This window comes from Nocardiopsis sp. LDBS1602 (assembly GCF_035818715.1).
Classification (GTDB): Bacteria; Actinomycetota; Actinomycetes; order Streptosporangiales; family Streptosporangiaceae; genus Nocardiopsis; species Nocardiopsis alba.
The window spans coordinates 1,003,027-1,029,946 of sequence record NZ_JAYLVW010000001.1; the positions used below are offsets into that span (position 1 = coordinate 1,003,027).

Annotated in this window: 25 protein-coding genes; 2 read left to right on the forward strand and 23 right to left on the reverse strand. The window is 71.7% G+C overall.

Annotated elements, in window-relative coordinates; translation table 11 throughout:
* Positions 1-70: 70 nt before the first annotated feature.
* The 4 genes from U9J66_RS04625 to U9J66_RS04640 all read right to left on the reverse strand — a co-directional run bounded on the left by U9J66_RS04625 (position 71) and on the right by U9J66_RS04640 (position 4,380).
* Positions 71-814, reverse strand: coding sequence for a DUF2071 domain-containing protein (locus U9J66_RS04625; RefSeq protein WP_326337132.1), 744 nt, complete (start codon positions 812-814; stop codon positions 71-73).
* Between the two features lie 220 nt (positions 815-1,034).
* On the reverse strand, positions 1,035-1,712 hold the full coding sequence (locus U9J66_RS04630; protein WP_202421726.1) for a sulfotransferase family protein: 678 nt from the start codon (positions 1,710-1,712) through the stop codon (positions 1,035-1,037).
* Positions 1,713-1,814: 102 nt separating this feature from the next.
* Entirely contained in the window at positions 1,815-2,741 is a 927-nt protein-coding gene (locus tag U9J66_RS04635) for a cation diffusion facilitator family transporter (protein ID WP_041561942.1), read from the reverse strand.
* Positions 2,742-2,853: 112 nt separating this feature from the next.
* Positions 2,854-4,380 carry an acyl-CoA synthetase gene (locus U9J66_RS04640; RefSeq protein ID WP_161111765.1) on the reverse strand — a complete coding sequence of 509 codons (1,527 nt, stop codon included), beginning with the start codon at positions 4,378-4,380 and terminating at the stop codon, positions 2,854-2,856.
* A 236-nt stretch (positions 4,381-4,616) separates the two neighbouring features.
* On the opposite strand from U9J66_RS04640, the gene U9J66_RS04645 reads away from it, so the two are divergent.
* Positions 4,617-5,063 carry a carboxymuconolactone decarboxylase family protein gene (locus U9J66_RS04645; RefSeq protein WP_017535984.1) on the forward strand — a complete coding sequence of 149 codons (447 nt, stop codon included), beginning with the start codon at positions 4,617-4,619 and terminating at the stop codon, positions 5,061-5,063.
* Between the two features lie 58 nt (positions 5,064-5,121).
* Here U9J66_RS04645 and U9J66_RS04650 read toward each other — a convergent pair whose 3' ends face one another.
* From U9J66_RS04650 to U9J66_RS04725, 16 genes are all read right to left on the reverse strand, one after another.
* Complete coding sequence (locus tag U9J66_RS04650) at positions 5,122-5,922, reverse strand: class I SAM-dependent methyltransferase (protein ID WP_014909436.1); 801 nt, start codon at positions 5,920-5,922, stop codon at positions 5,122-5,124.
* A complete protein-coding gene (locus U9J66_RS04655; RefSeq protein WP_326337133.1) occupies positions 5,919-7,538 on the reverse strand; it encodes a class I adenylate-forming enzyme family protein in 1,620 nt (539 codons plus the stop codon). The genes U9J66_RS04650 and U9J66_RS04655 overlap by 4 nt, the downstream gene beginning before the upstream one ends.
* Positions 7,535-9,175: a CoA transferase gene (locus U9J66_RS04660; RefSeq protein WP_326337134.1), complete on the reverse strand. Its 1,641-nt coding sequence runs from the start codon at positions 9,173-9,175 to the stop codon at positions 7,535-7,537. Before U9J66_RS04660 ends, U9J66_RS04655 begins: the two co-directional genes overlap by 4 nt.
* Before the next feature lie 2 nt (positions 9,176-9,177).
* On the reverse strand, positions 9,178-10,785 hold the full coding sequence (locus tag U9J66_RS04665; protein WP_014913453.1) for a class I adenylate-forming enzyme family protein: 1,608 nt from the start codon (positions 10,783-10,785) through the stop codon (positions 9,178-9,180).
* Positions 10,782-12,131, reverse strand: a complete 1,350-nt coding sequence (locus tag U9J66_RS04670; protein ID WP_326337135.1) for a protoporphyrinogen/coproporphyrinogen oxidase — start codon at positions 12,129-12,131, stop codon at positions 10,782-10,784. The genes U9J66_RS04665 and U9J66_RS04670 overlap by 4 nt, the downstream gene beginning before the upstream one ends.
* On the reverse strand, positions 12,128-13,114 hold the full coding sequence (locus U9J66_RS04675; protein ID WP_017535980.1) for a UbiA family prenyltransferase: 987 nt from the start codon (positions 13,112-13,114) through the stop codon (positions 12,128-12,130). Before U9J66_RS04675 ends, U9J66_RS04670 begins: the two co-directional genes overlap by 4 nt.
* Positions 13,111-14,256, reverse strand: a complete 1,146-nt coding sequence (locus U9J66_RS04680; RefSeq protein ID WP_161111763.1) for a DegT/DnrJ/EryC1/StrS family aminotransferase — start codon at positions 14,254-14,256, stop codon at positions 13,111-13,113. Before U9J66_RS04680 ends, U9J66_RS04675 begins: the two co-directional genes overlap by 4 nt.
* Positions 14,253-15,458: a DegT/DnrJ/EryC1/StrS family aminotransferase gene (locus tag U9J66_RS04685; RefSeq protein ID WP_042285379.1), complete on the reverse strand. Its 1,206-nt coding sequence runs from the start codon at positions 15,456-15,458 to the stop codon at positions 14,253-14,255. The genes U9J66_RS04680 and U9J66_RS04685 overlap by 4 nt, the downstream gene beginning before the upstream one ends.
* 85 nt (positions 15,459-15,543) lie before the next feature.
* Entirely contained in the window at positions 15,544-16,071 is a 528-nt protein-coding gene (locus U9J66_RS04690) for an EF-hand domain-containing protein (RefSeq protein ID WP_014908184.1), read from the reverse strand.
* A 159-nt stretch (positions 16,072-16,230) separates the two neighbouring features.
* Entirely contained in the window at positions 16,231-16,701 is a 471-nt protein-coding gene (locus U9J66_RS04695; RefSeq protein ID WP_014911186.1) for a DUF6917 domain-containing protein, read from the reverse strand.
* Positions 16,698-17,627: a Gfo/Idh/MocA family protein gene (locus U9J66_RS04700; protein WP_042285384.1), complete on the reverse strand. Its 930-nt coding sequence runs from the start codon at positions 17,625-17,627 to the stop codon at positions 16,698-16,700. Before U9J66_RS04700 ends, U9J66_RS04695 begins: the two co-directional genes overlap by 4 nt.
* Entirely contained in the window at positions 17,624-18,763 is a 1,140-nt protein-coding gene (locus tag U9J66_RS04705) for an Ldh family oxidoreductase (protein WP_042285387.1), read from the reverse strand. Before U9J66_RS04705 ends, U9J66_RS04700 begins: the two co-directional genes overlap by 4 nt.
* A complete protein-coding gene (locus U9J66_RS04710) occupies positions 18,760-20,046 on the reverse strand; it encodes a M20/M25/M40 family metallo-hydrolase (RefSeq protein ID WP_326337136.1) in 1,287 nt (428 codons plus the stop codon). Before U9J66_RS04710 ends, U9J66_RS04705 begins: the two co-directional genes overlap by 4 nt.
* Positions 20,043-20,912, reverse strand: a complete 870-nt coding sequence (locus tag U9J66_RS04715) for a sugar phosphate isomerase/epimerase family protein (RefSeq protein ID WP_378758658.1) — start codon at positions 20,910-20,912, stop codon at positions 20,043-20,045. Before U9J66_RS04715 ends, U9J66_RS04710 begins: the two co-directional genes overlap by 4 nt.
* Positions 20,905-21,918: an oxidoreductase gene (locus U9J66_RS04720; protein WP_326337139.1), complete on the reverse strand. Its 1,014-nt coding sequence runs from the start codon at positions 21,916-21,918 to the stop codon at positions 20,905-20,907. Before U9J66_RS04720 ends, U9J66_RS04715 begins: the two co-directional genes overlap by 8 nt.
* 235 nt (positions 21,919-22,153) lie before the next feature.
* A complete protein-coding gene (locus U9J66_RS04725) occupies positions 22,154-22,462 on the reverse strand; it encodes a hypothetical protein (RefSeq protein WP_161111759.1) in 309 nt (102 codons plus the stop codon).
* A gap of 371 nt (positions 22,463-22,833) precedes the next feature.
* Between U9J66_RS04725 and U9J66_RS04730 the strand changes: the two genes are divergently transcribed.
* Positions 22,834-23,784 (forward strand): ketopantoate reductase family protein, encoded by a 951-nt coding sequence (locus tag U9J66_RS04730; protein WP_202421724.1) that lies wholly within the window; start codon positions 22,834-22,836, stop codon positions 23,782-23,784.
* Here the strand turns inward: U9J66_RS04730 and U9J66_RS04735 are convergent.
* The 3 genes from U9J66_RS04735 to U9J66_RS04745 are packed head-to-tail and all read right to left on the reverse strand — an operon-like array spanning position 23,774 to position 26,855.
* Positions 23,774-24,628 carry a carbohydrate ABC transporter permease gene (locus U9J66_RS04735; RefSeq protein ID WP_017535971.1) on the reverse strand — a complete coding sequence of 285 codons (855 nt, stop codon included), beginning with the start codon at positions 24,626-24,628 and terminating at the stop codon, positions 23,774-23,776. The genes U9J66_RS04730 and U9J66_RS04735 overlap by 11 nt on opposite strands.
* Positions 24,625-25,605, reverse strand: coding sequence for a carbohydrate ABC transporter permease (locus U9J66_RS04740; protein WP_014911754.1), 981 nt, complete (start codon positions 25,603-25,605; stop codon positions 24,625-24,627). The genes U9J66_RS04735 and U9J66_RS04740 overlap by 4 nt, the downstream gene beginning before the upstream one ends.
* Positions 25,602-26,855, reverse strand: a complete 1,254-nt coding sequence (locus U9J66_RS04745) for an ABC transporter substrate-binding protein (protein ID WP_326337140.1) — start codon at positions 26,853-26,855, stop codon at positions 25,602-25,604. Before U9J66_RS04745 ends, U9J66_RS04740 begins: the two co-directional genes overlap by 4 nt.
* Positions 26,856-26,920 lie beyond the last annotated feature (65 nt).

The window sequence follows — 26,920 nt, forward strand, 5'->3', positions numbered from 1 at the left end:
CAGTCGTCCCGACGGCGCTCACGCCGGGAACCTGGCCCGTCCTTGACCGGCCCATCACCGTCCCGTTCCGCTACGCGGGCGGAAGCGTCGGTGTCACCTCCGCCACCACGCCGGGCGACCACAGCACCGAGATCGGAGCCCCGGGCTGCGCTACGACCCCGGCCCTGGTCAGAAGGTCGCCCTCATAGGAGACGTCCGTCGCGCGGTGGAGCCCCCAGGGCTCGTGGGAGACACGGACCCACCGGGTGGCCCCCGCCCACGGAGTGTGCAGTCCCCAGCGCGCGGTGAGGAAGTGCTCCAGCGGGGTCGGATCGGCCCGAGGCTCCTCCACCCGCAGACTCCAGCGCCCCCACGCCCCCCGTTGAGGCCGACGACGCACGACGGTCCCCGCGCACCGCCCGAAGCCGCGTTGTCGCAGGGCGATGTCGGACCACATATAGGGCGACCCCGGCACGGCTCTGGTGGCCAGTACGGCGGGGAGGGAGTCGGCGTCCATGCTCAGGAAGACCACGCCGCGACGTCCCCGCCCGTCGACGGAGTACAGGCGCACGTTCACCTCGTCGAACGCGCCGATCGGGCTCGGCCCCAGGACTCGGGTGAAGGGGATGTGGAAGGCCACGAGCCCCACGTAGGTCGTGCCGTCGAACAGGTCGGGGCGAGTCCCCGCGGGGAACAGGTGCGCCACCCGCTCGGGCTCGACCGGCCAGTGCAGGAACACCACCCCCGACCACCCTTGCCGCACCAGAGCGGGGCCGGGCAGCGGAGGCGCGACCACGGGAGGCGCCCGCGACCCGCGTTCCTCCTCTTCGTCCACGTCGGCCCCCTTCCGACGGAGAACGGGCCCCGCCCTTCGGGCTCCGTCCAGGATCGTCCCTCTTCATCACGACTACCCGTGGGCCCGGCCCACATGCGCCCACCCGCCGACGAAGGCCCCGCAGGACAGGCGTCCAGTGGAGGACCGGAGGCGCGTTCGGCGGGAGGACCGTGGGTACACGGTCCTGGGGGTCCTGGGCCGTTCCGCGTTCGTCGGGCGGCTACGGTCGGCCGATGGAGGCGTCGCGCCGCCACTCCTCCTGCTTGGCGAGCATCGCCTCGGTGTCGTTGAGGCGGGGGAAGGGCTCGTCCGGGACGTCCACGCCCAGGAACGCGCACAGGGGCTCCCACCCCTGCCCCACCCGGTACACCAGCAGCCGGTCGGCGGGAACCTCGGCCCTCACCCGGGCCGTGTGCCGTTCGAAGGCCGCCACCGCGGTCGCCTCGTCCGGCACCTCGCCGGGGCCCACCCCGAAGTGCGCGTTCCACATGCGGTCCAGCAGGGGCAGGATCGTGGTCAGTTCCTCGGGGAGCAGCTGATCGTCGGGGGCGCGCACGCTCTCCCGGATCGCCTCGAAGATGGTCGCGTGCATGCTCGCGTACCACCGGTACGGATCACGGACGGTGAGCAGGATCCTCGCGTCGGGGAAGGCGTCGGCCAGCTCCCGCCAGAAGAACGACAGGGGCCAGTCCACCCCCGAGCGCCATCCCTCCATCAGACGGACCCAGTCCACCTCGCCGGCGGGCGTACCCGCGATCGCGGCCCAGCGGTCGGCGAGGGAGGAGGATTCGAGCACCTCGGACATGTGGTGGCAGGGGCCGAGGCCGAGCCGTTCCAGCGCCGCCTTCATCGACGTCGTCCCCGTACGCGGGAAACCCGCCCCGATCACGTCCACCATCGTCCTCCTTCATGTTCTCGGGGCCCGCACGCGGACGCGCGCCCCGCGCACCCTCCGTTGTAACACGGTCACGATGGGCGTTCGGGGCGAATCGTGAACGACTCAGTTCGCGGGCCGGGGGCGGAGCAGGTCGGGCTCGATGTAGATGACCTCGGCGATGGGCACCGCCGCGCGGATACGTCGTTCCGCCTCGTCGATGGCGGCGGTGACCCGGCGGGCGTCGTCCTCGGCGTCCACGGCCACCTTGACCGCGACCAGCAGCTCGTCGGGGCCCAGGTGCATCGTGCGCATGTGGATGATCGCGTCGATGTCCGCGCAGTCCAGGATGGCCGCGCGGATGAGACGGATGTTCTCCTCGGTGGCCGACTCCCCGATGAGCAGGCTCTTCATCTCCACGGCCAGGACCACCGCGAACACCACGAGCAGCAGGCCGATGGCCCCCGAGCCCAGGCCGTCCCAGACGCCGTTTCCGGTGATCAGGGTCATGCTCACGCCGATCAGGGCGAAGGCCAGGCCGATGAGGGCGCCGGTGTCCTCCAGCAGGATCACCGGCAGTTCCGGGGCCTTGCTCCGACGGATGAACCCGAACCAGCCCACGCGGGAGCGCGCCGTCCTGGACTGGCGCAGCGCGGTGCGCAGCGCCGTCGCCTCCATGACGACGGCCACCAGCAGCACCGCGACGGGGACCCACTGCCAGGAGGTGATCGGGTGGGGGTCGCGGATCTTCTCCCACGCCTCGTACAGGGCGAACAGTCCGCCGAGGGTGAACAGCACGATCGCCACCAGGAAGGCGTAGAAGTAGCGTTCGTGGCCGTAGCCGAAGGGGTGCTCCGGGGTGGCCGTGCGTCGCGACCGGCGCCCACCGAACAGGAGCAGGAGCTGGTTGCCGGAGTCGGCCACCGAGTGCACCGCCTCGGCGAGCATGGCCGACGAGGCGGTCAGGAGGTAGGCGACGAACTTGGTCACGGCGATCCCGAGGTTGGCCGCCAACGCCATGACCACGGCCTTCGTACTGTCCTCGCTGCTCATCGCCCCAGGTTGCGGGGCGCCCCGCGCCCGCGCAAGCACCCCGCCACCGTGTCGGGGTGCTATCGACGGCGGGACGGCCGGCGCCCTCGCGGGAGGGCACCGGCGGAGCGGCTCAGGCGTCCCGTTCGCGGAGTTCGCGCTTGAGGATCTTGCCCGAGGCGTTGCGGGGCAGCTCCGTCACCAGGCGCACCTCCTTGGGCACCTTGAACGGGGCCAGACGCTCCTTGACGTGCGCGACCAGCCGGTCGGGGAGCGTGTCGGCGTCGGCCTCGGCGGTGGGGATCACGAACGCCGTCACCGCCTCGATCCACTTGGCGTCGGGCATCCCGACCACGGCGGCCTCGGCCACGTCGGGGTGGGCGAAGAGCACGTCCTCGATCTCGCGGGAGGCCACCAGCACGCCGCCGGTGTTGATGGCGTCCTTGATCCGGTCGACCACCTCGATGTAGCCCTCGGCGTCGGCGCGCACCAGGTCACCGGAGTGGAACCAGCCGTCCCTGAAGGCCTCGGCGGTCTCCTCGGGCTTGTCCCAGTAGCCCTCGCACAGCTGCGGGGAGCGGTAGACCACCTCGCCCGACTCGCCGGGGGCGACCTCGCGTCCCTGGTCGTCCACCACGCGCATCTCCACGAACAGGACGGAGCGTCCGGCCGAGGAGGGCCGGTCGGCGTGCTCCTCGGGGCGCAGCACGGTGGCCAGCGGTCCGATCTCGCTCTGGCCGAAGCAGTTGTAGAACCCCAGTTCGGGCAGGGCGGTCCGGAGGCGCTCCAGGACCGGGCCGGGCATGATCGAGGCCCCGTAGTAGGCCTTGCGCAGGCTGGTCAGGTCGCGGTCGTCGAACTCGGGTCGGCCGGCCATGGCGACCCACAGGGTGGGGGCGGCGAAGAACGCCCCGTGCCGGTCGGCCTCGATCCGGCGCAGTACGTCGGCGGGGTCGGGGGTCTCCACCAGGGTGTTGGTGGCGCCCACCGCCAGCCACGGCATGAGGAAGACGTGCATCTGGGCCGAGTGGTAGAGCGGCATCGCGTGGAGCGGGTGGTCGTCGGCCTTCAGGTCCAGGGCGGCCAGGCACGACAGATACTCGTGGACCAGGGCGCGGTGCGTCATCATGGCGCCCTTGGGCCGGGAGGTGGTCCCGGAGGTGTAGAGCAACTGGACCAGGTCGGTGTCGGCGACCTCCACGTCCAGTTCGGGGACGGGCCCCTCCAGCACCTGGGCCAGGAGCGACCCGGGGCCCTCGCGCAGTTCCAGCACCTGCTCCACGCCGGTGCGCGAGCGCAGGGCGTCGACCGCCGACCTCAGGGCGGGGTCGACCAGCACCATGGTGCTTCCGGACTGTTCGAGCAGGTAGGCCAGTTCCTCGCCCTGGAGGGCGAAGTTGACGGGCACGTGCACCAGTCCGGCGCGGGCGCAGGCCAGGTAGCCGATGAGGTAGGCGTCGGAGTTGCGGCCGTAGGCGGCGATCCGGTCGCCCTTGGTCGCGCCCAGGGAGAGCAGGCGTGCGGCGGCCCGGGTGACCGCGTCGTCCAGTTCGGCGTAGGTCCAGGAGCGCCCCTCGAAGATCAGCGCGGTGCGCTCCGGAGTGCGCGTCGCGCTGCGGTGCAGGACGCCGTCGACGGTGCTGGACGTGATGGGACTCAAAGGTCGCTCCCCCTACTCGCCGGTACGCCCCGACCACGGGGCGTCGAACACGCCCATCCTGCTGTGACCGCCCTCCACTGACAAGGCATTCGGCCTATATAAGGCGATCCAGGCGCAAAAGCAGGAAAACCGAAAACTCAACGTTATGGGCGACTCACCCCTGGTAGCTTTCGTGCTCTCGGAGGCCGTCACACCGTCGACGGACCCTCAAGGACGAGTCGAGAGAGGACCGACCCATGGGCAGCGCTCGCGCACAGGTGGGAGAACACCTTCCCGAGGCCTACGCCGAACTGGCCGACCTGAGCGGGATCCTGGACGGGGTCCTCGACGCGAGGACCCACCTGCTGGTCAAGCTCCGCGCCTCGGTCCTGAACGGCTGTGCCTTCTGCCTCGACATGCACTCGCACGAGGCCCTCGCCGCCGGGGTCGACACGCGACGGCTCGCCCTCGTGGCGACCTGGCGCGAGGCCGGCGACCACTTCACCGAGGCCGAGCGCGCCGTCCTGGAGCTGGTGGACACCGTGACCGCGATCGGTGAACGCGGGGTCCCCGACCACGTCTACGCCGCGGTGGCCGCCCACTTCCCCGACCGGGAGGTGGTCGCCCTCATCACCGCCATCGGGCTGATCAACCTCTACAACCGGCTCGGGATCGCCACCGGCATGACCCCGCCCCTGCGCTGAACGGCGACGGCCGCGCCCCGAGCGGACCCCGGGGCGCGACCACGATCCCTCACGGCCCTCACTCGGGTCGACGGCCCTGGATCGAGTAGATCAGGCAGGAGCAGGACCGGAACGAGGGGTCGGCGAGCAGCTCGCGCACCCGCGCCAGGCCCTCGTCCGTCATCCCCTCACGCAGGAACGCCTCCCGCAGGTGGCGCGTGTGGTGGGAGATCAGGTGGACGCCCGGAGACTCCGAACTCCACCGCTCCACGTGCGGTCGCGGGTCGATGTCCACCAGACCGGCCCGGCGCATCGCCTCGGGCGCACGACTCCCCCAGGCCGGATCCGCGCCGGCCCGTTCCATCATCCTGATCTTGGCGTCCAGGAACCCCTCGTACACCTCGCGAGCCTCGGCGTCCGGCATGAGCAGGGACGGCCCGTAGGTGATGTCGAACTCGTCCAACTGGAGCACCCCGCCCGGCTTGAGGGCGCGCACCAGACGCTCCAGTACCCGCTCGCGTTCGGGCAGGTGCAGCAGGACCAGCCGGGAGTGGATCAGGTCGAAGGAGGCCTCCGGCAGCGGGTCGCGGGTGACGTCGTGCCGGATCACCTCCAGCCCTTCGACGGGGTCGATCCGCTCGGGCTTGATGTCGGTGGCGAGCACCCGCCCGCCGGGCGCCACCCGCCGCGCCAGCCAGTGGGCCACGGAGCCGCCCCCGGCCCCCACCTCCAGGCAGTTCCACCCCGGGCCGACGCCGGTCTCCTCCAACCTGCGGGTGGTCAGCGGGTCGTAGGCCGCGGCCAGGAAGCTGTGCTGGTCGTGGGCGTGCTCGCTGTGGTTGTCGAAGAGGTAGCCGGGTTCGGTGGCGGTGTCGGTCATCGTGGATCTCCTGACAGGACGGTCGTTCGGGCTCGGACCGCTTCGGTCGCCATCCGGGTCAGGGTGCCGGCGCACACCTTCCCGGTCGGGCCGAGCGGCAGGGAGGGGAGGAACAGGACGTGTTCGGGCAGGGCCCGGGTGTCCATGCCGTGCCGATCGCGCAGGTGGGTGAGCAGTTCCTCCCCCGAGGGGGTGGTCCTCCCCGGCGTGGGCCGGACACAGGCGCACATGCGTTCTCCCAGGTCGGGGTCGGGCACCGGGACGCAGTGCACCTCGTCCACGCCCGGATGCGCGGACAGGGCGTGCTCGACCCGCGCGGGGTAGAGGGTGACCCCGCCCCGGATCACCGTCCGACGCAGCCGGTCGATCACCCACAGGACGCCGTCGCCGCCCAGGCGTCCGAGGTCTCCGGTGCGCACCCAGCCGCCCGCCGGTCGGCGTTCCCGATCCAGTTCGGGCGCGGCCACGTGACACAGCGGTGTCATCGGGCCCAGTGCCCAGATCTCGCCGGTCTCGCCCGGGGGCAGGGGCCGCCCCTCGGGGTCGCGCACGCTGATCTCGGCCACCGCCGGGTCGGGGCGGCCGGCGCGGCCGGGCCCCCACTCCCCGGTGTCCCGCGCGGTGTGGCAGTTGACCCCGTCGGTGGAGCCGTAGACGTTGACGACCGGCCGCCGGAAACGACGGACGCACAGGTCGTACACCTCACGGTGCAGCGGCGCCCCGCTGGCGACGACGGTCGTCAGCGACGAGGTGTCGACCTCGCGGTCGTGCAACGCCATCCGCCGCAGCATGGTGGGCACCCCCACCAGCAGGGTGGGACGGTGCCGTTCGATCGCCTCCAACGCCGCGCCCGGGTCGAAGCGGCGCGTGGTCACCAGGGTGGCCCCGTGCCGGATCAGGGCGACGATGCCCAGGGATCCGAAGGAGGAGGCCGAGGAGACCAGGAGCAGCACGCGCGGGGGTCCCCCGCCCTCGTGCAGGGCGCCCACGTAGTTGCCGCGGCCTCCGGCCATCGCGTTGTGGGAGTAGGCGACCATGGTCGGCTCCCCCTCCGACCCCGAGGAGAGGAGGACACGGGCCGGCGACTCCGGATCGGGTCGACGCCGCTCGGGTACGTACGGCCTCGGCCGCCGGGCGCCCGGACCGTCGATCGCCAGGACCGGCGCGGGCGCCCCCGACCTTTCGATCCTCTCGACACGGGAGGCCTCGGTGACCAGGAGCGCGGCACGCGCCCGCTCCACCAGGCCGAGCACGTCGGCGTCGGAGCGGCCGGGCGGGACGGGCAGCGCGACGGCGCCCAGAGCGGCGATGGCCAGGTCGAGGGCGACGGTGTCCCGCCCGTCGGGGAGCAGGACCGCGACCACGTCGCGTTCGCGCACACCGTGTCCGGCCAGGAGCGCGGCGGTCCGGCGCGCCCGCTCGTCCAGGGCGGCGTAGTCGAGGGTGCCCTGGTCGTCGACGACCGCGTCCCGCGAGGGATGGGAGCGGACCCTCTCCAGGAAGAGCGTGTACAGGTCCTGGTCGGGGCACCATCCCCGCTCCACCCACCGGGCGCGCAGGGCGGCCGGTACGAGGTCGGTCAGGACGAGCCCCGCCGCGGAGGTCCAGGAGGTCATCGTCGCCCCACCTCCATCGGGGTGGACGTCCAGGGCGATCGGGGGTGGGGCACCCCGTCGATCGTCGTGAAGGAGTCCGGGAAGAGGTCGACCACGCAGCGCGGATCCTCGACCGGGACGAGCACGGAGGACTCCTCGCGGCCGGTGGCGCGGCCGACCTCGCGCAGGAGCCGGGCCGCGTCGACCAGACCGGTCCGGGCGCCGACCCCGGTGCCCAGGCGGGGGCGCAGCGCCAGGGCCGCCGTCACCGCCTCGGCCGCGATGATCCCGCCGAGGACGTCGGTGAGGGTGAGCAGGGACGGGGCGGGTCGCCCGCCCTCCGCGAGCAGGTGGGCGATCCCTCCATGGGCCTGGACGGGGAAGTCGGTGGCCGGCACCGGGTCCTCGGGACCCTCGTCCACCCACCCGTCGACGTGCGCGTGCACCAGGCCGGGGGCCCTCTCGGCCAGATCCTCCATGCCCAGGCCGAAACGTTCGGCGCGCCCCGGAGGCCAGTTGTAGAGCAGGACGTCGGCCTCGGCCACCAGCGCGGTCGCGCTCTCTCGCCCCTCCCACGAGGCCAGGTCGATCTCCACCGCGTCCTTGCCCCGGTTCAGGGCGGTGAAGCGGGCCGAGACACCGCCGGCCAGGGGCGGTACACCGCGCATGGGGTCCCCGCCGGGCGGCTCCATCCGCACCACGTCGGCCCCCAGGAACGACAGCAGCAGCCCGGCGAGCGGCCCCTGGATCCGGTTGGTGGCCTCCACGACCCGCAGCCCGGCCAGGGGCGCCCCCTCCCGAGGGGCCCATCGTGACCGGAGGTCGGCGGGGCCGCCGACCCCTCGCAGCCGCCACGGCGAGACCGGCCGGGCGTCGGGGACCGACTCCGGCGGACGCAGCGCCACGACCCCCACCCCGGTGTCCAGACCCACCGCGCGCGTGCGGTCGAACCGTGTCGAGGCGAGGATCCCGGAGAGTTCGTCCGGCAGCGGGCACACCGCCGTGGCGAAACGCCGCTGGAAGAGCGGCCACCCCGAGGCGATCGCGGCCGTGGGCGCCCCCAGGGCGGTCCAGAACCGCAGCCACGCCTCGGGGTCCAGGGTCTCGATCTCGAAGACGACCCCGTCGAGGGAGCGGAAGGGCGGACGGGTCCCGTCGACGACCGTCGACGGGCCTCCCTCCGAGGCGGCGGCCTCGGCGATGTAGGGCGCGGCCGCCGATAGCGCGGCGCCGGCCACCGAGACCGTCGACCGTGTCCCCGCCGGACCCGCCGACACCGCGGCCATCACCGCCTGGGAGGCCAGCACCCCCGCGCACACCGACGCGTAGTCGATCGGGAGCGGACGCGCCCCGCCCAGAGAGCGGCCGTGCAGGTGGGCCAGGCCGCACAGGGCCTGGACGTCCTGTTCGTCCTCCGGCGCCACCGTGCTCCCCGGCGGGGCCCACGTCAGGTCGCAGCCGCCCTCGGCGGGTCCCCCCTCGGGTGTGGCGAGCAGTTCGATCCGACCGGCCGGCGCCGCGACGGGGGGAGGACCCTCGCCGCGGACGACGTCGCATCCGGCCGCCCTCAGCCGATCGAGGGCGACCCGCACCGGTGTCGTGTCGCCGATCGCGCGTACGACGACCCCCGCCAAGGGGGCCATCGGGGTTCCGTCCATGATCACGTCCACCGCCCCGTGCCCCGGGTCCCGGGGTGCAGGCCCAGCAGGTCGCGCAGTTCCCCGCGGCGGACCTTGCCGGTGCCCGTACGCGGAAGCTCGTCCCAGGTGAGCACCACGGGGTCGGCCATCGCGGGCAGGTCGGCGACCGCGGCCCGCCACCCCTGGTGGTCCAACTCCCCGGACCCGGTCGCCACGACCGGCACCGGGTCCCCGTCGGGGACACCGAGCACGACGCACTCCAGGACCTCGGGCAGCCGCTCGTCGACGACGTCCTCGATCTCCAGACAGCCGCCCTCGGCGAGGGCGTCCACCTCCCGGTCCACCAGACGGACCGAGCCGGTGCGCCCGATGGAGCCGATGTCGCCGGTGCTCCACCACTGGCCCACCAACTTGGAGCGCCACCGGCCCTCCTCCCCCACGTATCCCAGGCACAGGGCGTCGGTGCGGCAGAACAGGAGCCCCGGCGTCCCCGTGGGCACGGGCCGCAGGGTCTCGGGGTCCACCGCGCGCAGCCGGGTCCGGCCGGGGATCGGTCGACCCAGATCACGGGTGGTGGGCGTGGTCCCCTGGTCACGTTCCAGGGAGCGGCGGGTGAAGAAGCGGAAGGTCAGCGGCCCGGTCTCACTCTGCCCCCAGCCCTGCATCCACACCGGTCGCCGGTGCGCGGTGGCGTTCAGGAAGGAGCGGACCGTGGACGGGTGCATCGCGTCGAAGGTGCTGACGAACAGCCGCACCCGGTCGAAGGGGGTGTCCTCCCCTTCGGTGTGCCGCTGCCATCGGCCCAGCGTGGAGGGCTGGGCCTCCAGGATCGTGGGTCGGTGGGCCTCCAGCGCGGGCCCGGCCTCCGCCCAGTCCGGGGAGGTGATCACCGACATCGTCTTCGGGGCCAGACGCAGGACGCTCGCCGTCCAGGCCAGGGCGCGGCCGTGCGCGTAGGAGTAGGAGGAGACGACCGTGTCGTCCGGTCGGCTGCCCAGGACCGGCCACCGGTGGGCCTCGAAACCGGCCAGACGGCGCATGATGGTGCGGGTGGAGTGCACGACCAGCTTCGGCGTCCCGGTGGTCCCGGAGGTGTGCATGATCGCCAGGGGCGCGTCCAGATGGGGACGGCAGGGCGGCGGCACCTCGGCCCCGGCGAGGTCGTCCATGGTCAGGGCGCCCTCGGCCCGACCGTCGACCACCAGGGTCCGACGGGCGTGGACCCGGGGGTCGCAGGCCTCCTCGGCGGCCGCGGCCAACAGCGCGGTGTCGGTGACCAGCAGGGCCGGTTCCAGCCGTTTGAGGAGCTCCTCCAGGACCCGCGGCTCCAGGTGGGCGGACAGGGAGGCCGGAACGGCGCCCAGACGCGCCGCCGCGCAGGACAGCAGGACGTAGTCCCAGTGGTTGCGCTTGGCGATCGCGACCCGGTCGCCCGGCCCCACGCCGGCCCGGGCCATCCGGCCCGAGAGCCCGCGGACCAGGGCGGCCGCCTCCGGGATCTCCAGTTCCCACCCCGCCTCGGGGGCGACGTCCAAAGGCCTGCTCAGGTGAACGACGGTACTGGTACCGCGTGCGGCCATGTCGTCGAAGAGGGTCCCCAGGTCCAGGGGACGACTCAGTGGCTTCATGTCTCCTCGATGCGGATCGGTTCACGGGCGGCGGCCAGGAAGGCCGTGACCCGTTCGGTGGCCGTGGTCGCCGACGCCACCGCGCCTTCGCTGCACGGGCGCAGCGAGATCCAGTCGCCGGCGTAGTCGACGGCGGCGGGCGGGCGGGCGACGAAGGCGGAGCGCGCCGCCAACGCCTTCGGGCCGGGCAGGGGCAGTCCGTGCCGGAAGCGGTGCGCGACCGCTCCACGGACGTGCCCGCCCAGGCCGGGCAGGAGACGTTCGGCGCTCTCGGTCAGCCGACGCGCCACCTCGTGGTCGGGGGCCTCGGCCAGCTCCCGGGCCCCTCGGGGAGAGGCGACCAGGGAGAGCAGCCCACGCCCTCGGGGCGCCCGGCCGGGATGTTTGTCGTGGTCGACGGTGACCACGCTCAGCAGGGGGTCGTCGGAGACCAGGACGGCGAACCCGCGCCCCCTGCCGCGCGGGGCCATCGGCGTGTCCAGGAACAGGGACAGTCGGAGCATCGGCGCGTACTCGCAGGCCTCCAGGTAGGACCGCTCCACGCCCCCGATCCCGGGGTACAGCTCCATCGCGATGGGTGCCGGCACCGCCAGGACCACCGCCCCAGCGGTGAGATCGCCTCGGGGCGACTCCAGACGCACGCCGTCCGCCTCCTCGACCACCCGGGTCACCGGATGGTCGGTGCGCACGTCGAGCCGGTCGGCCAGGGCACGGGGCAGGGTGTCCATCCCGTCCCGATAGGTGCGCCAGTGGGCGGTGCTGCCCGAGGCGACCAGATGGGCCGCGAAGGGCGCGGCCGCCGCCCGCTCCAGCGGCCACCCGAAGAAGCCCGAGGCCAGCGGCCCCAGAAGGCGTTCGCGTACCTGGGGGTGCGCCGACTCCAGCAGGTCGGCGACGCTCACGTCCGTCAGATCGCCCCGCTCCGGATGTTCGGGGTCCAGGTCGGCTCCGCCCAACCTGCCCAGCAGTCGCGCCAGGTCCAGTCGGGCCGCCGGAGCGAGCCCCATACCGGTGAGCAGGCCCAGAGGGCGCCCCGCGTTCCGACGCGCGCGCCCCGCCCACCACACCGACAGAGCGCCGCGTACCCGGGGGATCGCCGAGGGGTCGGCGTCCAGTCCGAGCTCTCGGATCAGCCGCCAGGTCGCCGGGTAGGCGTTCGCGGACGGGATCATCTCCGCCCCGGTGTCCACCAGGTGGCCGTCGACGCGCAGCGTGCGCATCCGCCCGCCCACGGCCTCGGCCGCCTCCAGGACCCGCACCGAACGTCCGGCGGCGGTCAGGGCGTGCGCCGTCGCCAGTCCGGCCGGGCCCGCCCCCACCACCGCCACGTCGATCGGTCCGGTCACGCCGCGCTCCCCCAGAGCAGGGCGGCGACCAGGTTGGCGCCGATCAACAGGACCACCGTGACGCGGTGGGTGTGGATCGCCAGACGACGCGCACGCAGGATGTCGCCGCGCACGAAACCGATGAAGAGCTGGGCCAGGCGCATGAGCGCCACCGGCAGGAGCGCCACGGGGAACCACCACGGCGAGATCCCGGCCAGATAGGAGCCGGTGACCAGCAGGGTCTCCGCGGCGGTGAGCACGATGATGAAGCCGGCGTTGGTCCTCGGAGAGACCTTGGCCGCGACGGTGATCCGCCCCGCGGCCCGATCGCCGTCGGCGTCGTTGGTGTTGGAGTAGAGCCCGAACAGCATCGGACCGCCGCCGAACACCAGCGCCTGGACGATGACGAACCCGTCGATCCCGCCGGTGAGCAGACCATAGGGCACCAGGACCCAGCCCACGCCGAGACCGACGAGGAAGAGCTCCTGGAAACCCCGGTAGCTGATCTTCAGCCCCCAGGAGTACTGGACGGAGGCGACCAGGCACAGGGCCGCGCCCACGATCGCCCACATCGGACGGTGCGGGGCCAGCGCGATGACCAGGGTCCACAGGGCGACGCTCGCCACGGTCGCCGCCCGACCGAAGGACAGCGCCTGGGGTTCGGTCAGGGTCCCTGCCACGAGCGGTTTGCGGGCCAGTCGTCGTCGGGCCGCGTCCGAACCGTAGTTGGCGGCGTCGCTGCCGTCCCGGTAGCCGGTGACGTCGTCGAAGGCGACCATGGCGGCCACCACGGCGATCTCCGCCACCAGGATCAGCAGGAGCAGGCCGAGGGTGTCCGCGCGCCAGCCCAACAGGGGCAGCGTCATGACGAACACCAGCGGCAGGCCGATGTAGTAGTCGACGATGTCGAGCTTGGCCAGGCGGGCGTAGGCCGCCAGGGTGGCGCGCCGGGTACGGGGGCCCGGCGCGGGCGCCGCGACGGGCGCGGTCATCTGATCGGTCATCGGGTCCTCCGGAGCGCGAACGCGCGTACGTCGTCGACCACACGTTCCACCTGAGCGTCGGTCAGGTGCGGATACAGGGGCAGGGAGATGTTGAGGCGCGCCGCCTCCCGTGCCCGGGGCCAGTGACCGTCGGGACGGGCGTGCGGTGCGAAGGCCGGCTGCTCGGGCAGGATCCGGGGGTAGTACACGTGAGCGTCGATCCCCGCCTTCGCCAGGTGCGCGCGCAGGCCGTCGCGGTCCTCGCACAGCAGCGTGTAGACGTAGGGGAAGCGGCCGTCACCGCCGACCGGGGGCGTGGTGATCCCGGCCTCGCCCAGGTCGGACAGGCGCGCGGAGTAGTACGAGCAGATCTCGGTACGGCGGGCCGTCCGCGCGGCCAGACCCTCCATCCGGTGGAGCTGGAAGGCGGCCATCACCTCGTCGAAACGGCTGTTGTGGCCGATGTGGTGGTGCAGGAACCGGTTGCGTCCGTCCTGGCCGTGGTTGCGCAGCATGCGCACCCTCTCGCCCAGGGCCGTGTCGTCGGTGAGCACCACGCCGCCCTCGCCGGGCATGCCGAAGATCTTGACCTGCACGAAGGAGTGGACCCCGGCGTCTCCCCACAGACCGGCCGGGCGACCTTCCAGGGACCCGCCCTGGGCCAGCGCGGAGTCCTCGATCAGCCGCAGACCCCGCTCGTCGGCCAGGTCCCGCAGGCGCGGCATGTCCGCCATCACCGAGAACATGTGCGCCGGCATCAGGGCCCGCGTCCGGTCGGTGATCAGCGCCTCGGCGTGGCCGGGGTCCATCGTCAGCGTCACGGGGTCGATGTCGGCGAAGACCGGTCGGGCCCCGCTCGACAGGACGGTGCTCGCCAGGGGCGCGCAACCGAAGGCGGGCACGATCACCTCGTCGCCGGGCCCGATGCCCATGGCGGCCAGGATCAGGGTGAGCGCGGAGGTTCCGCTGGAGCAGGCCACGGCCTCGGCGGCGTTGGTCTCGGCGCGCAGGGCCTCTTCGAAGCGGGCGGTGCGGCGGCCGAGGATGAACCTCTGCTCGGGACAGGTGCCGACCTCGTACAGCAGGTCCAGGAGGACGTCCCTGTCGGCCTCGAACAGATCGGGCGCGAAGAACGGGACGGCGTGCTCGACGGTCACGGTCATCGGATCCCCCCGGTGAGGAAGCGTTCGATCTCGTCGCAGACGCGATCGACCTGGGCGTCGGTGAGGTCGGCGTGCAGGGGCAGCGCGAGCGCCGAACGGCAGACCTCCTCCGCGCGGGGGAGGTCGCCGGGCCGGTGACCCAGGTGGGAGAAGCAGGGCTGAAGGTGCAGGGGACGCGGGTAGTAGACCTCGGTCCCGATCCCGGCGGCGGCCAGGTGCGCGGCGAGGGCGTCGCGGCCGTCGACCTCGATGAGGTGGACGTAGATCACCCGTTCCTGGCGCGGGACCCGCGGGGCGTCCCCGGGGACGGCGCGGACACCGGGAAGGCCGCGCAGACGCTCGTCGTAACGTCGCGACAGTTCGGCGCGGCGTTCGATGTCGGCGTCCAGGTGGGCGAGCTTGGCGAGCAGGACGGCGGCCTGGAGGTCGTCCATCTTGCTGTTGCAGCCGGTGACCACCGTCGGGTTGGAGATGCCGGGGAAGTCGGCCAGGGTGCGGCCCGACCTGCCGTGGTGGCGGATCATCCGCGCGGTCTCGGCGATGGCGTCGTCGTCGGTGAGCAGCGCTCCGGCGTCACCGACGGCGCCCAGGGTCTTGGCGGGGAAGAAGGAGAGCACACCGCCCGCTCCGAGCAGGCCCGCGTGCCTGCCGTCCGATCGCATGCCGATCGCCTCGGCGCTGTCCTCCAGGACCGTGAGCCCGTGGGCGCGGGCGACCTCCCCCACGCCCTCCATGTCGGCGAGCCGGTCGAAGAGGTGGACGGGCATGACCGCGCGGGTGCGTTCGGTGATCGCCCGCTCCACCGAACGCGGGTCGATGCCGTGACCGTGCGGCTCGATGTCGGCGAAGACCGGGACCCCGCCGGCGTGTACGACGGCGGTCGCGGTGGCCACGAAGGTGTAGGCGGGGACGATCACCTCGTCGCCGGGGCGCAGACCGGCGGCGCGGAGCAGGAGAACGAGCGCGTCGGTTCCGGAATTGACGCCGACCACGTGCCGGGCGCCGGTCCAACGTTCGAGTTCGCGTTCGAATTCTTCGACCATGGAGCCATGAGAGAACTTACCGTCGTCCAGGACGCGGCCACAGTTCTCTCTGATCTCCGGCCACAGTCTTCGAAAAGTCTCCGACTGATCGAAGAAAGGTATTTCGGAATTATTTTCACTCTGCTTTTCTCGAGCAGAGGAGGAGAGTACTGGATTCACGTGTTCCGTTTCCCGAGGAAAAGGGGGCGGGGCCCGGCCGCGGGGGGAGCCGCGGCCGGGCCGGAAGGGGGACGTCGAGAAGTCGTCAGGCGCCCAGGAGGGGGATGTCGTTCTTGCCGAGGTGGTAGTCGCGCACGGCGGCGACCAGCTCGGCGGTGGACAGGTCGCCACTGCCGTCGACGTCGATCTGCCTGAAGGCGTCGTCGGCCTGCGCGCCGCTGAGACCGATGGCGGCGAACCACTTCTCCATCTCGGACGGGCTGACCTCGCCGTCACCGTCGGTGTCGAGCACGTCGACGATGGCCTGGATGGTCGGCTCGACGACCCGCTTGAAGCCGGCGTCGCCCTTGCTGACGATCTCCTGCTCGGCGACCTCGACGAACTTGTCCTGGCTCATCCGGTCGGTGCCGGCGGCCTCCGCGAGGAGGTCGAACATGGCCAGGTAGCTGTCGCGCAGGGCGTCGCCCTTGGGCGTGCCCGCGGCGCCCAGACGCTCCAGGATGCCCTCGGCCTCGGCCACGAAGTCCGAGCGCTCGATGGTGCCGTTGCCGTCGTGGTCCCACAGACGGAAACGCTCTTCGAGACGGTTCTCGGCCTTGGTAGCGGTCGTCATATGTTTCTCCCTCGGATCACCGTATGGAAAAAGCGAATACAATAAATAGAATGAGTCGCTCGGGTGATCGGTCGATCTCCCTCAACCCACGAAAAGATTACAGCCTCAAGACACCCGCTAAAACCAGAACAGAGAAAAACGGAGAGATGAATGCGACTTTTATATCGGACATTCTTCGACATTTTCTTCGACCCTCGCGAAAGGGTCGTCCCCGGGCGTGTCCGCGCTCCCCTGTTCGAAGACCAGACCCTCCTCGGGAGCCAGCCCCAGAGAGGCTCCGGTGGGGATGGGGGCGGCGTGGATCAACACGTTGTAGTGGTTGGGCGTGTGGCAGGCGTCGAAGCCCAGGACCACGCCCACCAGGCGCCCCCCGATCCACACCCGATCGCCCCGGTCCACGACCCCCGCCGAGGTGATCTCGGCGAAGCCGAGGAAGCCCACCCGGTCGATCCGGGCGCCCTCCTCGGTCTCGGTGTGATCGGTGGCGACCAGCTCATGGACCTCGCCCGCGCGCACGCACCGGCTCGCGAACGGCTCCAACCGCATCCCGCGCTCGGTCCTGCGGTGCACCAGCACCTTGACCAGGCTCCCGGTGACGTTCCGCTTGGGCCCGTCCTCACACGGGTTCACGAACCCACCCTCTCCCCCTCGTTCTCCCGCGCCTCGCGGTAGACGTCCTCGACCAGGCGCAGCGCCGACGTCCCCGCGCCGTCCTGCGCGCCCTCGCGCACCCGACGTTCGAAGTCGGCCACGATGCCCTCGTACTCGTGCCACAGCGACTCCTTGAACGCCGGGCGGCCGGCCAACATGTCGGCGCTCAGGACCCGACCGTCGACCGTGCGCACCTCGACGTCCTTGCGTTCCCCCGGGTGGGACCAATCGAGCAGGACCCTGGCCCGGGCCCCCGTGGCGACCAGGCCGATGTCCGCTCGACGGTCCACACCCGAGGAGTCGTAGTCCACCCTCGCGGTGTCCACCTCGACCCGCCCCACCAGCGCCTCCACCAGATCGAAGGCGTTGGGTCCGTTGTCGGCCACGCATCCGCCGCCGCACCGTGCCGGGTCCAGGTACCAGGTGTCGTCCCCCGTGTGCTCCTCGATCCGTTCCAGGTAGCGCACGGTCACCTCCGCCGGAACGCTCCCCTCCAACCGTTCCCGCAGGGCCAGGAACTCGGAGTTGTACCTGCGGTGGAAGGCGGTGAACAGCGCCGCCCCGCGCTCCCGGGCCAGAGCGGCCAGGGGCTCTCCCTCGGCCGGGGTCAGGGCCAGGGGCTTCTCCACGCAGACCGCGACCCCCCGTTCGAGGGCGTCCGCGCAGATCCGGGCGTGGGCGTCGTTGGGCGCGGTGACCACGACCGCGTCCAGCTCCACCTCGTCCAACATCGTGGTGTGGTCGGTGTGGCCCACCGCCCCCTCGGGCGGGTCGGCGACCTTGGCGGGGTCCAGGTCGCACACCGCCACCGTCCGCCAGGCCGGGGAGGCCTCCAACGCCGCCAGGTAGAAGCGGGAGATGAAGCCCAGCCCCACGACCCCCACGCGCAACGGTCCCTCGGTCATCGTGCCCCTCCTCGTACCTCGGGCGCCCGGACCCCGGCCCGTTCTCCCTGCTCCACCAGAACCGCGTACAGGGCGGCGGGCAGCGGCACTCCGTGCTCGGCCCGCTCACGGGCGTAGTGGTGTTCGTGCCATCCGGGGTAGCGCACCGGCAGATCCGGGTCGGTGGGCGGACAGTCCAGCAGCGCGCCGAACAGGCCCTCGGCGTCGGCCTCCGCCCCCTGCCTCAGGGCATCGGGGGCGATGGCCAGCAACAGCAGACCGATGTCGTCGTCGCGCCCGCTCGGACCGCCGTCCCCCTCCAACGCGTCCTCGTGCGGACCGCGCCCCGAACCCGAGACCAGAGCCGAGAGCACCTCGACCACCAGCCCCAGCCCGAAGCCCTTGAACCGGCCCACATGACCGCCCAGCCACATCAGATGCGCGTCCCCGGCGTCGAAGGCGGCCGGATCGGTGACCGGAGCACCCCGGTCGTCGCACAGCAACCCCTCCGGCAGCACGCGCCCCTCCCGGGCCGCCTGCCGGACCCTCCCGGTCGGGGCCGCGGTGGTGCTCATGTCCAACAGGAAGGGCGGATGCCCTCCCGCCGGGGCCGAGACGGCCAGCGGGTTGGTCCCCAACATCGCCACCGCGCCGCCCGGCGGGCGGGCGATCCGCTGCCCGCCGCAGTTGCTGGAGACCACGCCGATCATGCCCCGCTCGGCCGCGCGCAGCGCGTGGAACCCGGCGCAGCCCAGGTGGGTGGCGTCACGGACCGACACCATCCCCACCCCGTGCCGTTCGGCCCGCTCCACGGCCAGATCCATCGCCCAGGAGGCCGACCACAATCCCAGGGAGCGCCGCGCGTCGACCAGCAGGGCGGCGCCCAGGTCGGTCACGATCGACGGCTCGGCCCGGGGGTCGGCCCGGCCCTCGTCGAGCAGGGGCAGGTACAGGCCCGCCAGGTTGGCCACGCCGTGCGAGTCCATCCCGGTCAGGTCGCCGTGGCACAGGGCGCGCGCCGACTCGACGGCACGGTCCCGGGGCATTCCGCGGTGGACGAACATCTCCGTGACGAAGAGGTTCAGTTCGTCGGGGTCGACCAGGACGGTCGACCCCGACGGGGCGGTTCTCGGTGACTCCGAGGAGAGGGTGGTCACGATCCTCCGTTCGTCTCTTGGGTGAAGGCGGTCAGTAGACGGGCCACCGTCTCGGCGAACCCGTCGAGGTCGGACAGGCGGGCGGACTCGTCGTCGCCGTGCGCCCCGTCGGCGGCCAGGTCGCCGGGGCCCAGGACGACCGAGCACGTGTCGGGGATCCCCGCCGCCCAGATGGCGTCGCAGGTGAAGGCCGGCTCGTCCGCGGGCCACTCGGGCACCCCGGCCCGCCGCAGCAGGTCGTGGCCCCGGGCATCGCGATCGTCCAGCACCGGCAGTCCGCGCTTGGGCCAGTCCAGTCGGGTGATCCGGCGTGCGTCCCGCGCGGTACGGGCGAACAGGGTCGTGTCGGAGAACTCGGCGACGAACTCCGTCAAAGCGGTCTCGAAGGCCTCGGTCACCGCCGCCTCCAGGACACGGCCGGTCTCCGCGTCGCCGTAGGAGAGGTTGAACAGCAGATCTCCGCCGCCGTAGACCCGGTTGTGCAGGGTGCCGGTCCACAGCCCGGCCACGCACACCGCTCCGCTTCCGGCGTAGGAGTCCAGGAGCCGACCCATCCGTTGGGCCAGGAACCCCGACAGGACGGAGGCGTTGTGGCCGGTGTGGGGACGGTCGTCGATCGCGTCGTCGCCGCACACCGACACCCGGGCGGTCATCGACGCCGTGCTCCGGGGCGAGAAGCGTCCGGAGGTGGGTTCGCAGAACACGTTGAGACGCCCCACGTACCCGCGCTCCACCAGGGGCCGGGTGCCCAGGACGCCCATGGCGCCGCCCTCCTCGCCCGCCACGGCCTGGACGATCACCGCGCTGTCGCGACCGACCCGCTCGGACCGCTCCAGGGCGGCGCGCACCCCGGCCAGCAGGGCCACCGCGGGCCCCTTGGCGTCGATGGCGCCGCGTCCGCGAAAGACCTTCCCGTCGAAGGAGACCGGAGGGTTCCCGGCCACGGTGTCCAGGTGCACGTTGAACATCACGGTGCGCTCGCGCGGCACCTCGTCCGGTCCCAGACGCAGGACCAGGCTCGGCTGTTCCGCCAGGAACCGGGGGTCTGCCGCCGCCGCGCGCACCGTCTCGGGGACCCCGGGACGGTCCAGGTCGGCCGGGTCGGCCGGGGCGTGGCGCACCACCCGGAAGCCGAGCTCCCCGGCGGCCTTCGCGTACTCCCGTTGGGCCTCCCACAGCCGGGGCGCGGGCCCGTCCGTGCCGACCTCCAGGGGGCCGGCGGTGGGGATCTCCATCGACCGGAGCAGCAGGGCCTGGTCGGAGGGGTTCAGGGCGGCCCTCATCGAAACGCCCCCTCGTTCCGGACCCGACGGACGAGCGCCTCCGTGGTCCGCCCGTACTCGACGAACGCGGCCCGGTCCCCCCGGCCCGGGTCGGTCCCGGACGCCCGCAGGTGGGGGCGCAGGTGCAGGTGGGGTTCGATGGACAGCGCCCCCCGATAGCCGTGGTCCTCCAGGATCCGCAGACACTCCTCGACGCCGGCCTCGCCCTCGCCCGGCGACACGTAGGCCGTCTCGCCCCCGGGTACGGCGACCGCGTCCTTGACGTGGACGTGGGCCACGTACTCCACCAAGGGCGCGAGCAGCGCCGGAGCGTCGTAGCCGTGGGCGATCCCGTTACCGGTGTCGAACAGCAGCCGCAGCGCCGGACTGTCGGCCTCGGCCACCAACGCCAGCGCCCGGTCGGCGTCGTCCCCGGCCCAACCGGCGCAGTTCTCGTGGACCAACAGCAGACCGGCGTCCTCGGCCCTGCGCGCCAGTTCGCGCACCCGGGCCCGCGCGATCCGTCCCCACTCCGGCTCGGTCGTCCCCCCGGAGGGGAAGGACATGATCCGCACCATGCGCGTCCCCAGACGGGCGCACCGTCGGGCCAGAACGTCGAGTTCGGCCAGATCGACGGCGAAGTCCCCGGTCACCGGGCGGGACCAGTCACCGATCTTGGCGGCCACGGCGACCACCTCGACCCCGGCCTCCCCGATCCGGTCCGCCGCCCGCGCGAACTCCTCCTCCCCCAGCTCGGCGACGGGCACCCCGTCCAGGGTGCGCAGCTCCAGAAGGTTCCAGCCCAGCTCGCGCACCGCGTCGAGTTGGCCCGCCAGGTCGGGGGCGGCCTCGTCACCGATCCCGGCCAGAGGTGAGGACTCAGGCACCGACGGCACTGTCGACCTCCCTCTCCACGATCGTGGGCGCGCACAGACGCTTGGCCTCGGCCAGCAGACGGACCGCCTCGATCTGCGCGGGAAGGTCGCCGCCACCGCCCCAAGGGCGGGAGTAGCGGCCGTAACAGGAGCGCAGGAGCGCGGTCAGGGCGTCGTCGGGAAAGACCGAACGGGCGGGCTCGCGCCCCGCGACGGTCACCGAGAGCTGCGCGGTGTGGTCCGCCTCGCTGCACGGGTAGTGGCCGGTCAGGACGGCCGTGTCGAACTCCAGCACGATCCGGCGTTCCCGGGTCGGACAGGTCAGGTCGGACTCGATCCGGGTGAGGGTTCCGCTCCGGTGCGCCAGCTCCACCCGGGCCCCGCCCAGACCGGGCATCCGCAGCCCCTCGACGGTCATGTCCGACAGATCGGCCGAGACCACGTCGGCGTCGCCCGCCAGGGAGACGGCCGCGGCCAGGGCGTGCGGGACCTCGACGTCGAAGGCCGTGGGGTGGGAGGTGGACTCCAGGCTCCGGGTGAACCGGGGTTTGTTCTGGACCACCGTGATGGCGCGCAGCCCGCCGAAGACCCCGGAACGTCGGACCGCGACCAGCCGCCGGGTCAGGGAGCTGGCCGACCACGGCGTCGCCACGTTCAGGTCCAGCCCCCGGGAGCGGCGCAGACGCGCTATGCCGGCGAGCTCCACCAGGTCCAGGGCCAGGGGCTTCTCCACGATGATCCGGCGGTAGCCCAGATCGGCCAGGTGTCCCAGCATCTCCACGCGCAGCCGCGGCGGGGTGCACAGGTGGACGACGGTCCGCTCCGGCGGGCACAGCCGCGCCGCCTCCTCCGGAGAGTCGACCACGTGTATCCCGTCGGCCCTCTCGTGCAGCGGATCGTAGCCCAGGATCGGCCCCGGGGCGAAGAGGTCGGGTGCCGCCGCCCGCGCCTTGGCGAGCGACGGCGCGTGCAGCCCTTGTCCGGATCTGCCCAAGCCGACGATGAGGGTGTGCAGCATGAAGGGCCGACACCTTTCCGGTTCTCTGGTACCCGTACCGCTCGGCGTTCCTGTCGGACACGCGGAGCCATGAACGGGCACTCATCCTCTTGCGACCGCGGAACGGAGTCAAAGAATAGAACCGGTTCTCACACCCCAAAACCCGACGGAGGGCATTCCTCAATCAGGAAGAAAGAGGCAAGAAAGGGAGAGATCAACGATTAGCGGAGTTCATCCCTTTTGCACTCCGGAGGGGTCAGGCCACCGAGAAGCTGAAGAGACCGCTGGGCGGAGCGTGCCATCCGCGGTCGGGGGCGACCGGGACGCCGGGGGCGAAGCAGGTGGTGCCCGGGTGGATGCGCACCTCCGTGTCGGTCATGTTGAACAGCACGTGCGCGGTCGCGGGGAGCCGGTGGCAGCTTCCCGAGGCCGGATCGGTGTAGCGCTCCAGGTCTTCGAGCTCGGTCTTGAAGACCACGACCTCGCCGGTCGCCGCGTGCGCCGGGGAGGCCCCCAAAAGCACACCGCCGAGGACAAGGGCGGCCACGGTGGACAACGCCTTCATTCCACCATCCTTTCTCATCTCATGTACGTTTCATGAAAACAACCCTCTTTTTAACCGATAACACGGAGGGTTCCGGAAGGATCCTCTCCGAACCCGAGGGGGAGCGCAACCCCGATATCCCGGAAAACCTTTTCGGACCTCGATTTCCGGACCCATAAAACCGCAGGAACATAACACCAATAATCCGACATCTCATTCTTCGGCCACCGAACACACGCGACCGCTAAGGGCGAGTCGTCCCCACCCGCCCCATCCGCTCCCCGACCCGATCACACCCCGACGACCGGCCCCCGAACACCACCGGGCCTTGCCGACCTCCCTCCCGGAGCCGTACGTTTTGCGGTGATCACGAACCATCGGGTGGGAGCAGCATGAGAATCCTTGTCGTGGGAGCCGGAGCGGTCGGCGGATACTTCGGCGCCCGACTCGTCCAGGCCGGACGTGACGTCGACTTCCTGGTCCGCCCCCCACGCGCCGAACTCCTGCGCGAACGAGGCCTGAACCTGCGCACCGTCGACGGCGCGACCGAACGGATCCCCGTACGCCCCGTCACCGCCGACCTCCTGCGCCCCGAATACGACCTCGTCGTCCTCGCCGTGAAGTCCTACGGACTGGAGGGCGCCGTCGCCGACCTGACCCCCGCCATGGGCCCGAACACCGTGGTCGTCCCCTTCCTCAACGGCATGCGCCACCTGGACGTACTCGTCGACCGCTTCGGCCTCGACCGCGTCTACGGCGGCGTGAGCATGGTGATGACCCGCCTCGGCGACTCCGGAGAGATCATCGAGGTCGGCAAGATGGGCGAACTCGTCTACGGACCCTTGAGCCGCACCCCGGTCCTCGCACCCGAACAAGTGCACAAGGCTCTGCACGGCGCCGCCTTCACCGCCCGCACCGCCGAGGACATCCGCCAGGAGATGTGGGACAAGTGGGTCTTCCTCGCGAGCCTGGGAGCCGCCACCTGCCTGATGCGCGCCCCCATCGGCCGCGTCAACCGGGCCCCCGGCGGCTCCGAGTTCAGCGCGGCGATGTTCGCCGAGGCCATGGCCGTGGCCACCGCCGCCGGATACCCCCCGGGCGAACGCATCCGCGCCCTCGCCGACCGGATCATCGGCGACACCGAACGCGAGACCTCCACCTCCATGTACTGGGACCTGACCCACGACAACCCGGTGGAGGGCGACCACATCGTCGGCGACCTGGTCGCCCGAGGCCGGGAACTCGGAGTGCCCACACCCCTGCTCTCCCTGGCCCACACCCACCTGAGCGTCTACACGGCCGGCCGCGAGAACCCGCCCGCGACCGCCCCCGTCACCCCTTGAGCGCGCCCGCCATCAACCCCCTCATGAAGAACCGCCCCAACACCAGATAGACGACCAACGTCGGCAACGACGCCAACACCGCCGCCGCCATCTGCTGGTTGTAGGGCACCACCATCGACCCGGCCACGTTGTTCAACTGCACCGTCACCGGCCAACTGTTCGGCCCGGTCAGGAACACCGCGAACAGGAAATCGTTCCAGGCCGAGGTGAACTGCCAGATCAACGTGACCGCGAACGCCGGCGCCGACACCGGCAACACCACCGAGGCGTAGGTGCGCAGCATGCCCGCGCCGTCCACCCGGGCCGCCTCCACCAACGCCGGCGGAATACTCGCGTAGTAGTTCCGGAAGATCAACGTGCAGATCGGGATCCCGTACACGGTGTGCGCCAGGATCAACGGGAACAACCCGCCCATCAGGTTCGCGCCCACCAACATCTGCTGGAGCGGGATCATCACCGCCTGGTAGGGGATGAACATCCCGAACAGGAACAGCGTGAACACCGTGTCCGCGCCCGGAAAGCGCCAACGCGCCATCACGTACCCGTTCATCGACCCCAACACCGCGGAGAGCACCGCGCTGGGCACCGCCACCATCACACTGTTGCGCAACCCCGGGGCCAGGGCCTGCCAGGCGGCCGCCCACCCCTCCACGCTCCAGGTCTGCGGCGGCAGCCAGGCCCGGGCCGCGGTGGCCTCGTCGAAGGGCTTGAACCCCGTCACCAACAGCACGTACATCGGCAGCATGAACAACACCGCCAGGGCGAACAACAGGACGAACCGGACCATACGCCCGCTCCGCGCCCGGCCCGTCCTCTCGCCGACCGCGGTCGCTCGCGTGCTCATCGGCCCTCGCTCCGTTCCTTGCGCACACTCCACACCAGATAGGGGACGACGAACAACGCCACCGCGATCAACAGATAGGAGGCGATCGTGGCGCCCTTGGCCGGATCACGGACCTCGAAGACCATCGCCCACATGTACACGGCGGGCACGTCCGCCACGATCTGCTGCCCCGCGATCGCGATGATCAGATCGAACACCTTCAGCGACATGTGCCCCAGAATGATCACCGAGCTCAACAACACCGGCCTCAACTGCGGCATCACCACATGCCGGTACACGCCCCACTCCGAACAACCGTCCACCCGGGCCGCCTCGCGCAACTCCTCCGGAACCCCGCGAAAGCCCGCCAGGAACAGCGCCATGACGTACCCGGCCAACTGCCAGATCGCGGGCAGGGCCATCGCCGCCATCCCCAGATCCGGAGCGGTCCACCAATCGTTGACCAGGAAGTCCAGGTTCAGATGGACGAACAGGGCGTTGAGCCCGGTCGCCCGCTCCGCCGGGGCGGGGTTCATCAACCACCGCCACACCACACCGGTCGCGATGAAGGAGACCGCCATCGGCGCCAGGAACAGGGTGCGGAAGACCGCCTCTCCCCGTATCCCCTTGTCCAACAACAGCCCCAGGAACCACCCCAGCAGCAGCGCTCCACCGACGAAGACCACCGTGAACACGACCGCGTTGCCCACCGCCGCCGGCCAACGGGCCTCCTGCCACAAGGACACGAAGTTCGTCAGACCGACGAACTCCCCCTCCTGCACCGGCCGATGCCGGTCGCTCAACGCCAGCCGGGTGTTCCAGCCGATCATGCCGTAGACGAACACCCCGATGAGCAGGATCGACGGGGAGACCAACAGGAGCCCGGGCAGCCACGAGCGGGAACGGACCAGCGCACGGCGCCACGGTGACATCTGGGCGGGGGCGCGGCCCGGACCGGACCCGACCGCGCCGCCCGCCCTTTTCTCGGAGACGCTCATTCGGACCGCGCGGCCTCGTGCAACGCGTCGTTGAACGCCTCCAGGTCACCGTCGCCCAGATACAGCCCGACGGCGGTGTCGACGTCGTTCTTCCACCGGTTGCCCACGGTCACCCCGTGCCAGAACGACCCCGCCAGCTCGGGACCCGCCTGCCACTCGGCCAGGGCCGACTCCAGATAGGGACTGTCGGCGTAGTGGGCCGGATCGGCGTCCTCACGCGCGGGGATGGACCCCTTGAGCGGGTTGAAGACGTCCTGCCCCTCACGACCGGCGACCAGTTCGAGCCAGCTCAGCGCCGCCTCCTCGTTGGGAGCCCCCACCGGCAGGGTGAAACTGTCCGACAACCACATGTAGGTGCCGTCGGTCCCGGGCGAGGCCACCCAGTCGTAATCCTCTCCGGGGAGCGCTCCCACTTCGTCGAAGTACCCGGCCGCCCAGTCGCCCATGATGTTGAAGGCCGCCTCGCCGTCGGCGACCCGACGCGACGCCTCCTGCCAGTCCTCGGCCGCGGACTCCTCCTGGGTGTGGTCCAGGATCACCTCGAAGGTCTCCAGCGCCTCGGCCACCTCCGGGGTGCCCCAATCGGCCCCCGGCTCCCACAGACCGTTGTAGGCGTCGGGACCCAGGGAACCCAACAGCACCGACTCCAACAGGTGCGAGACGGTCCACTGCGCGCCGACCGCCATGGGGATGGCGTCGGTCTCCTCCGCGACCGCCTCCAGGGCCTCCACCAACTCGTCGAGGGTCTCGGGCGGGGCCTCCACCCCGGCCTCCTCCAACAGCGAGGGGTTGAACCACAGCACGTTGGAACGGTGGATGTTGACCGGGACCGAGTAGACCTCGCCCTCGTAGGAGATCTGCTCGATCAACTGGTCCGGCAGGGCCTCGCGCAACCCCTGCTCGTCGTAGAAGTCGTCCAGCGGTTGGAGGTAGCCCGCCTCGATGTAGTCCTGGAGTTCGGCCCCGGCGTGCCCCTGGAAGGAGTCGGGCGGATCCTGACTCTGCAACCGCCCCTCCAGGACGGCCTGGGCGTTGGTCCCCGACCCTCCGGCCACGGCCGCGTTGACGAACTCGACCCCGGGGTTGTCCTCCTCGAAGCGCTCGATGAGCGCCTCCAGCCCGGCCTCCTCACCGCCACCGGTCCACCAGGAGAAGACCTCGACCTGGTCGGCTCCCCCACCTCCGCACCCGGAGGCCAGGAGCACCAGCCCCAACGTCCCCGCCGCGACCGACCGCCGCCGTACACGCATGCGCGTCCCTTCTCGGATGGCCGCCCCTTCCGAGACGGCACATCACCTCGCGTGTCCCAGATCAC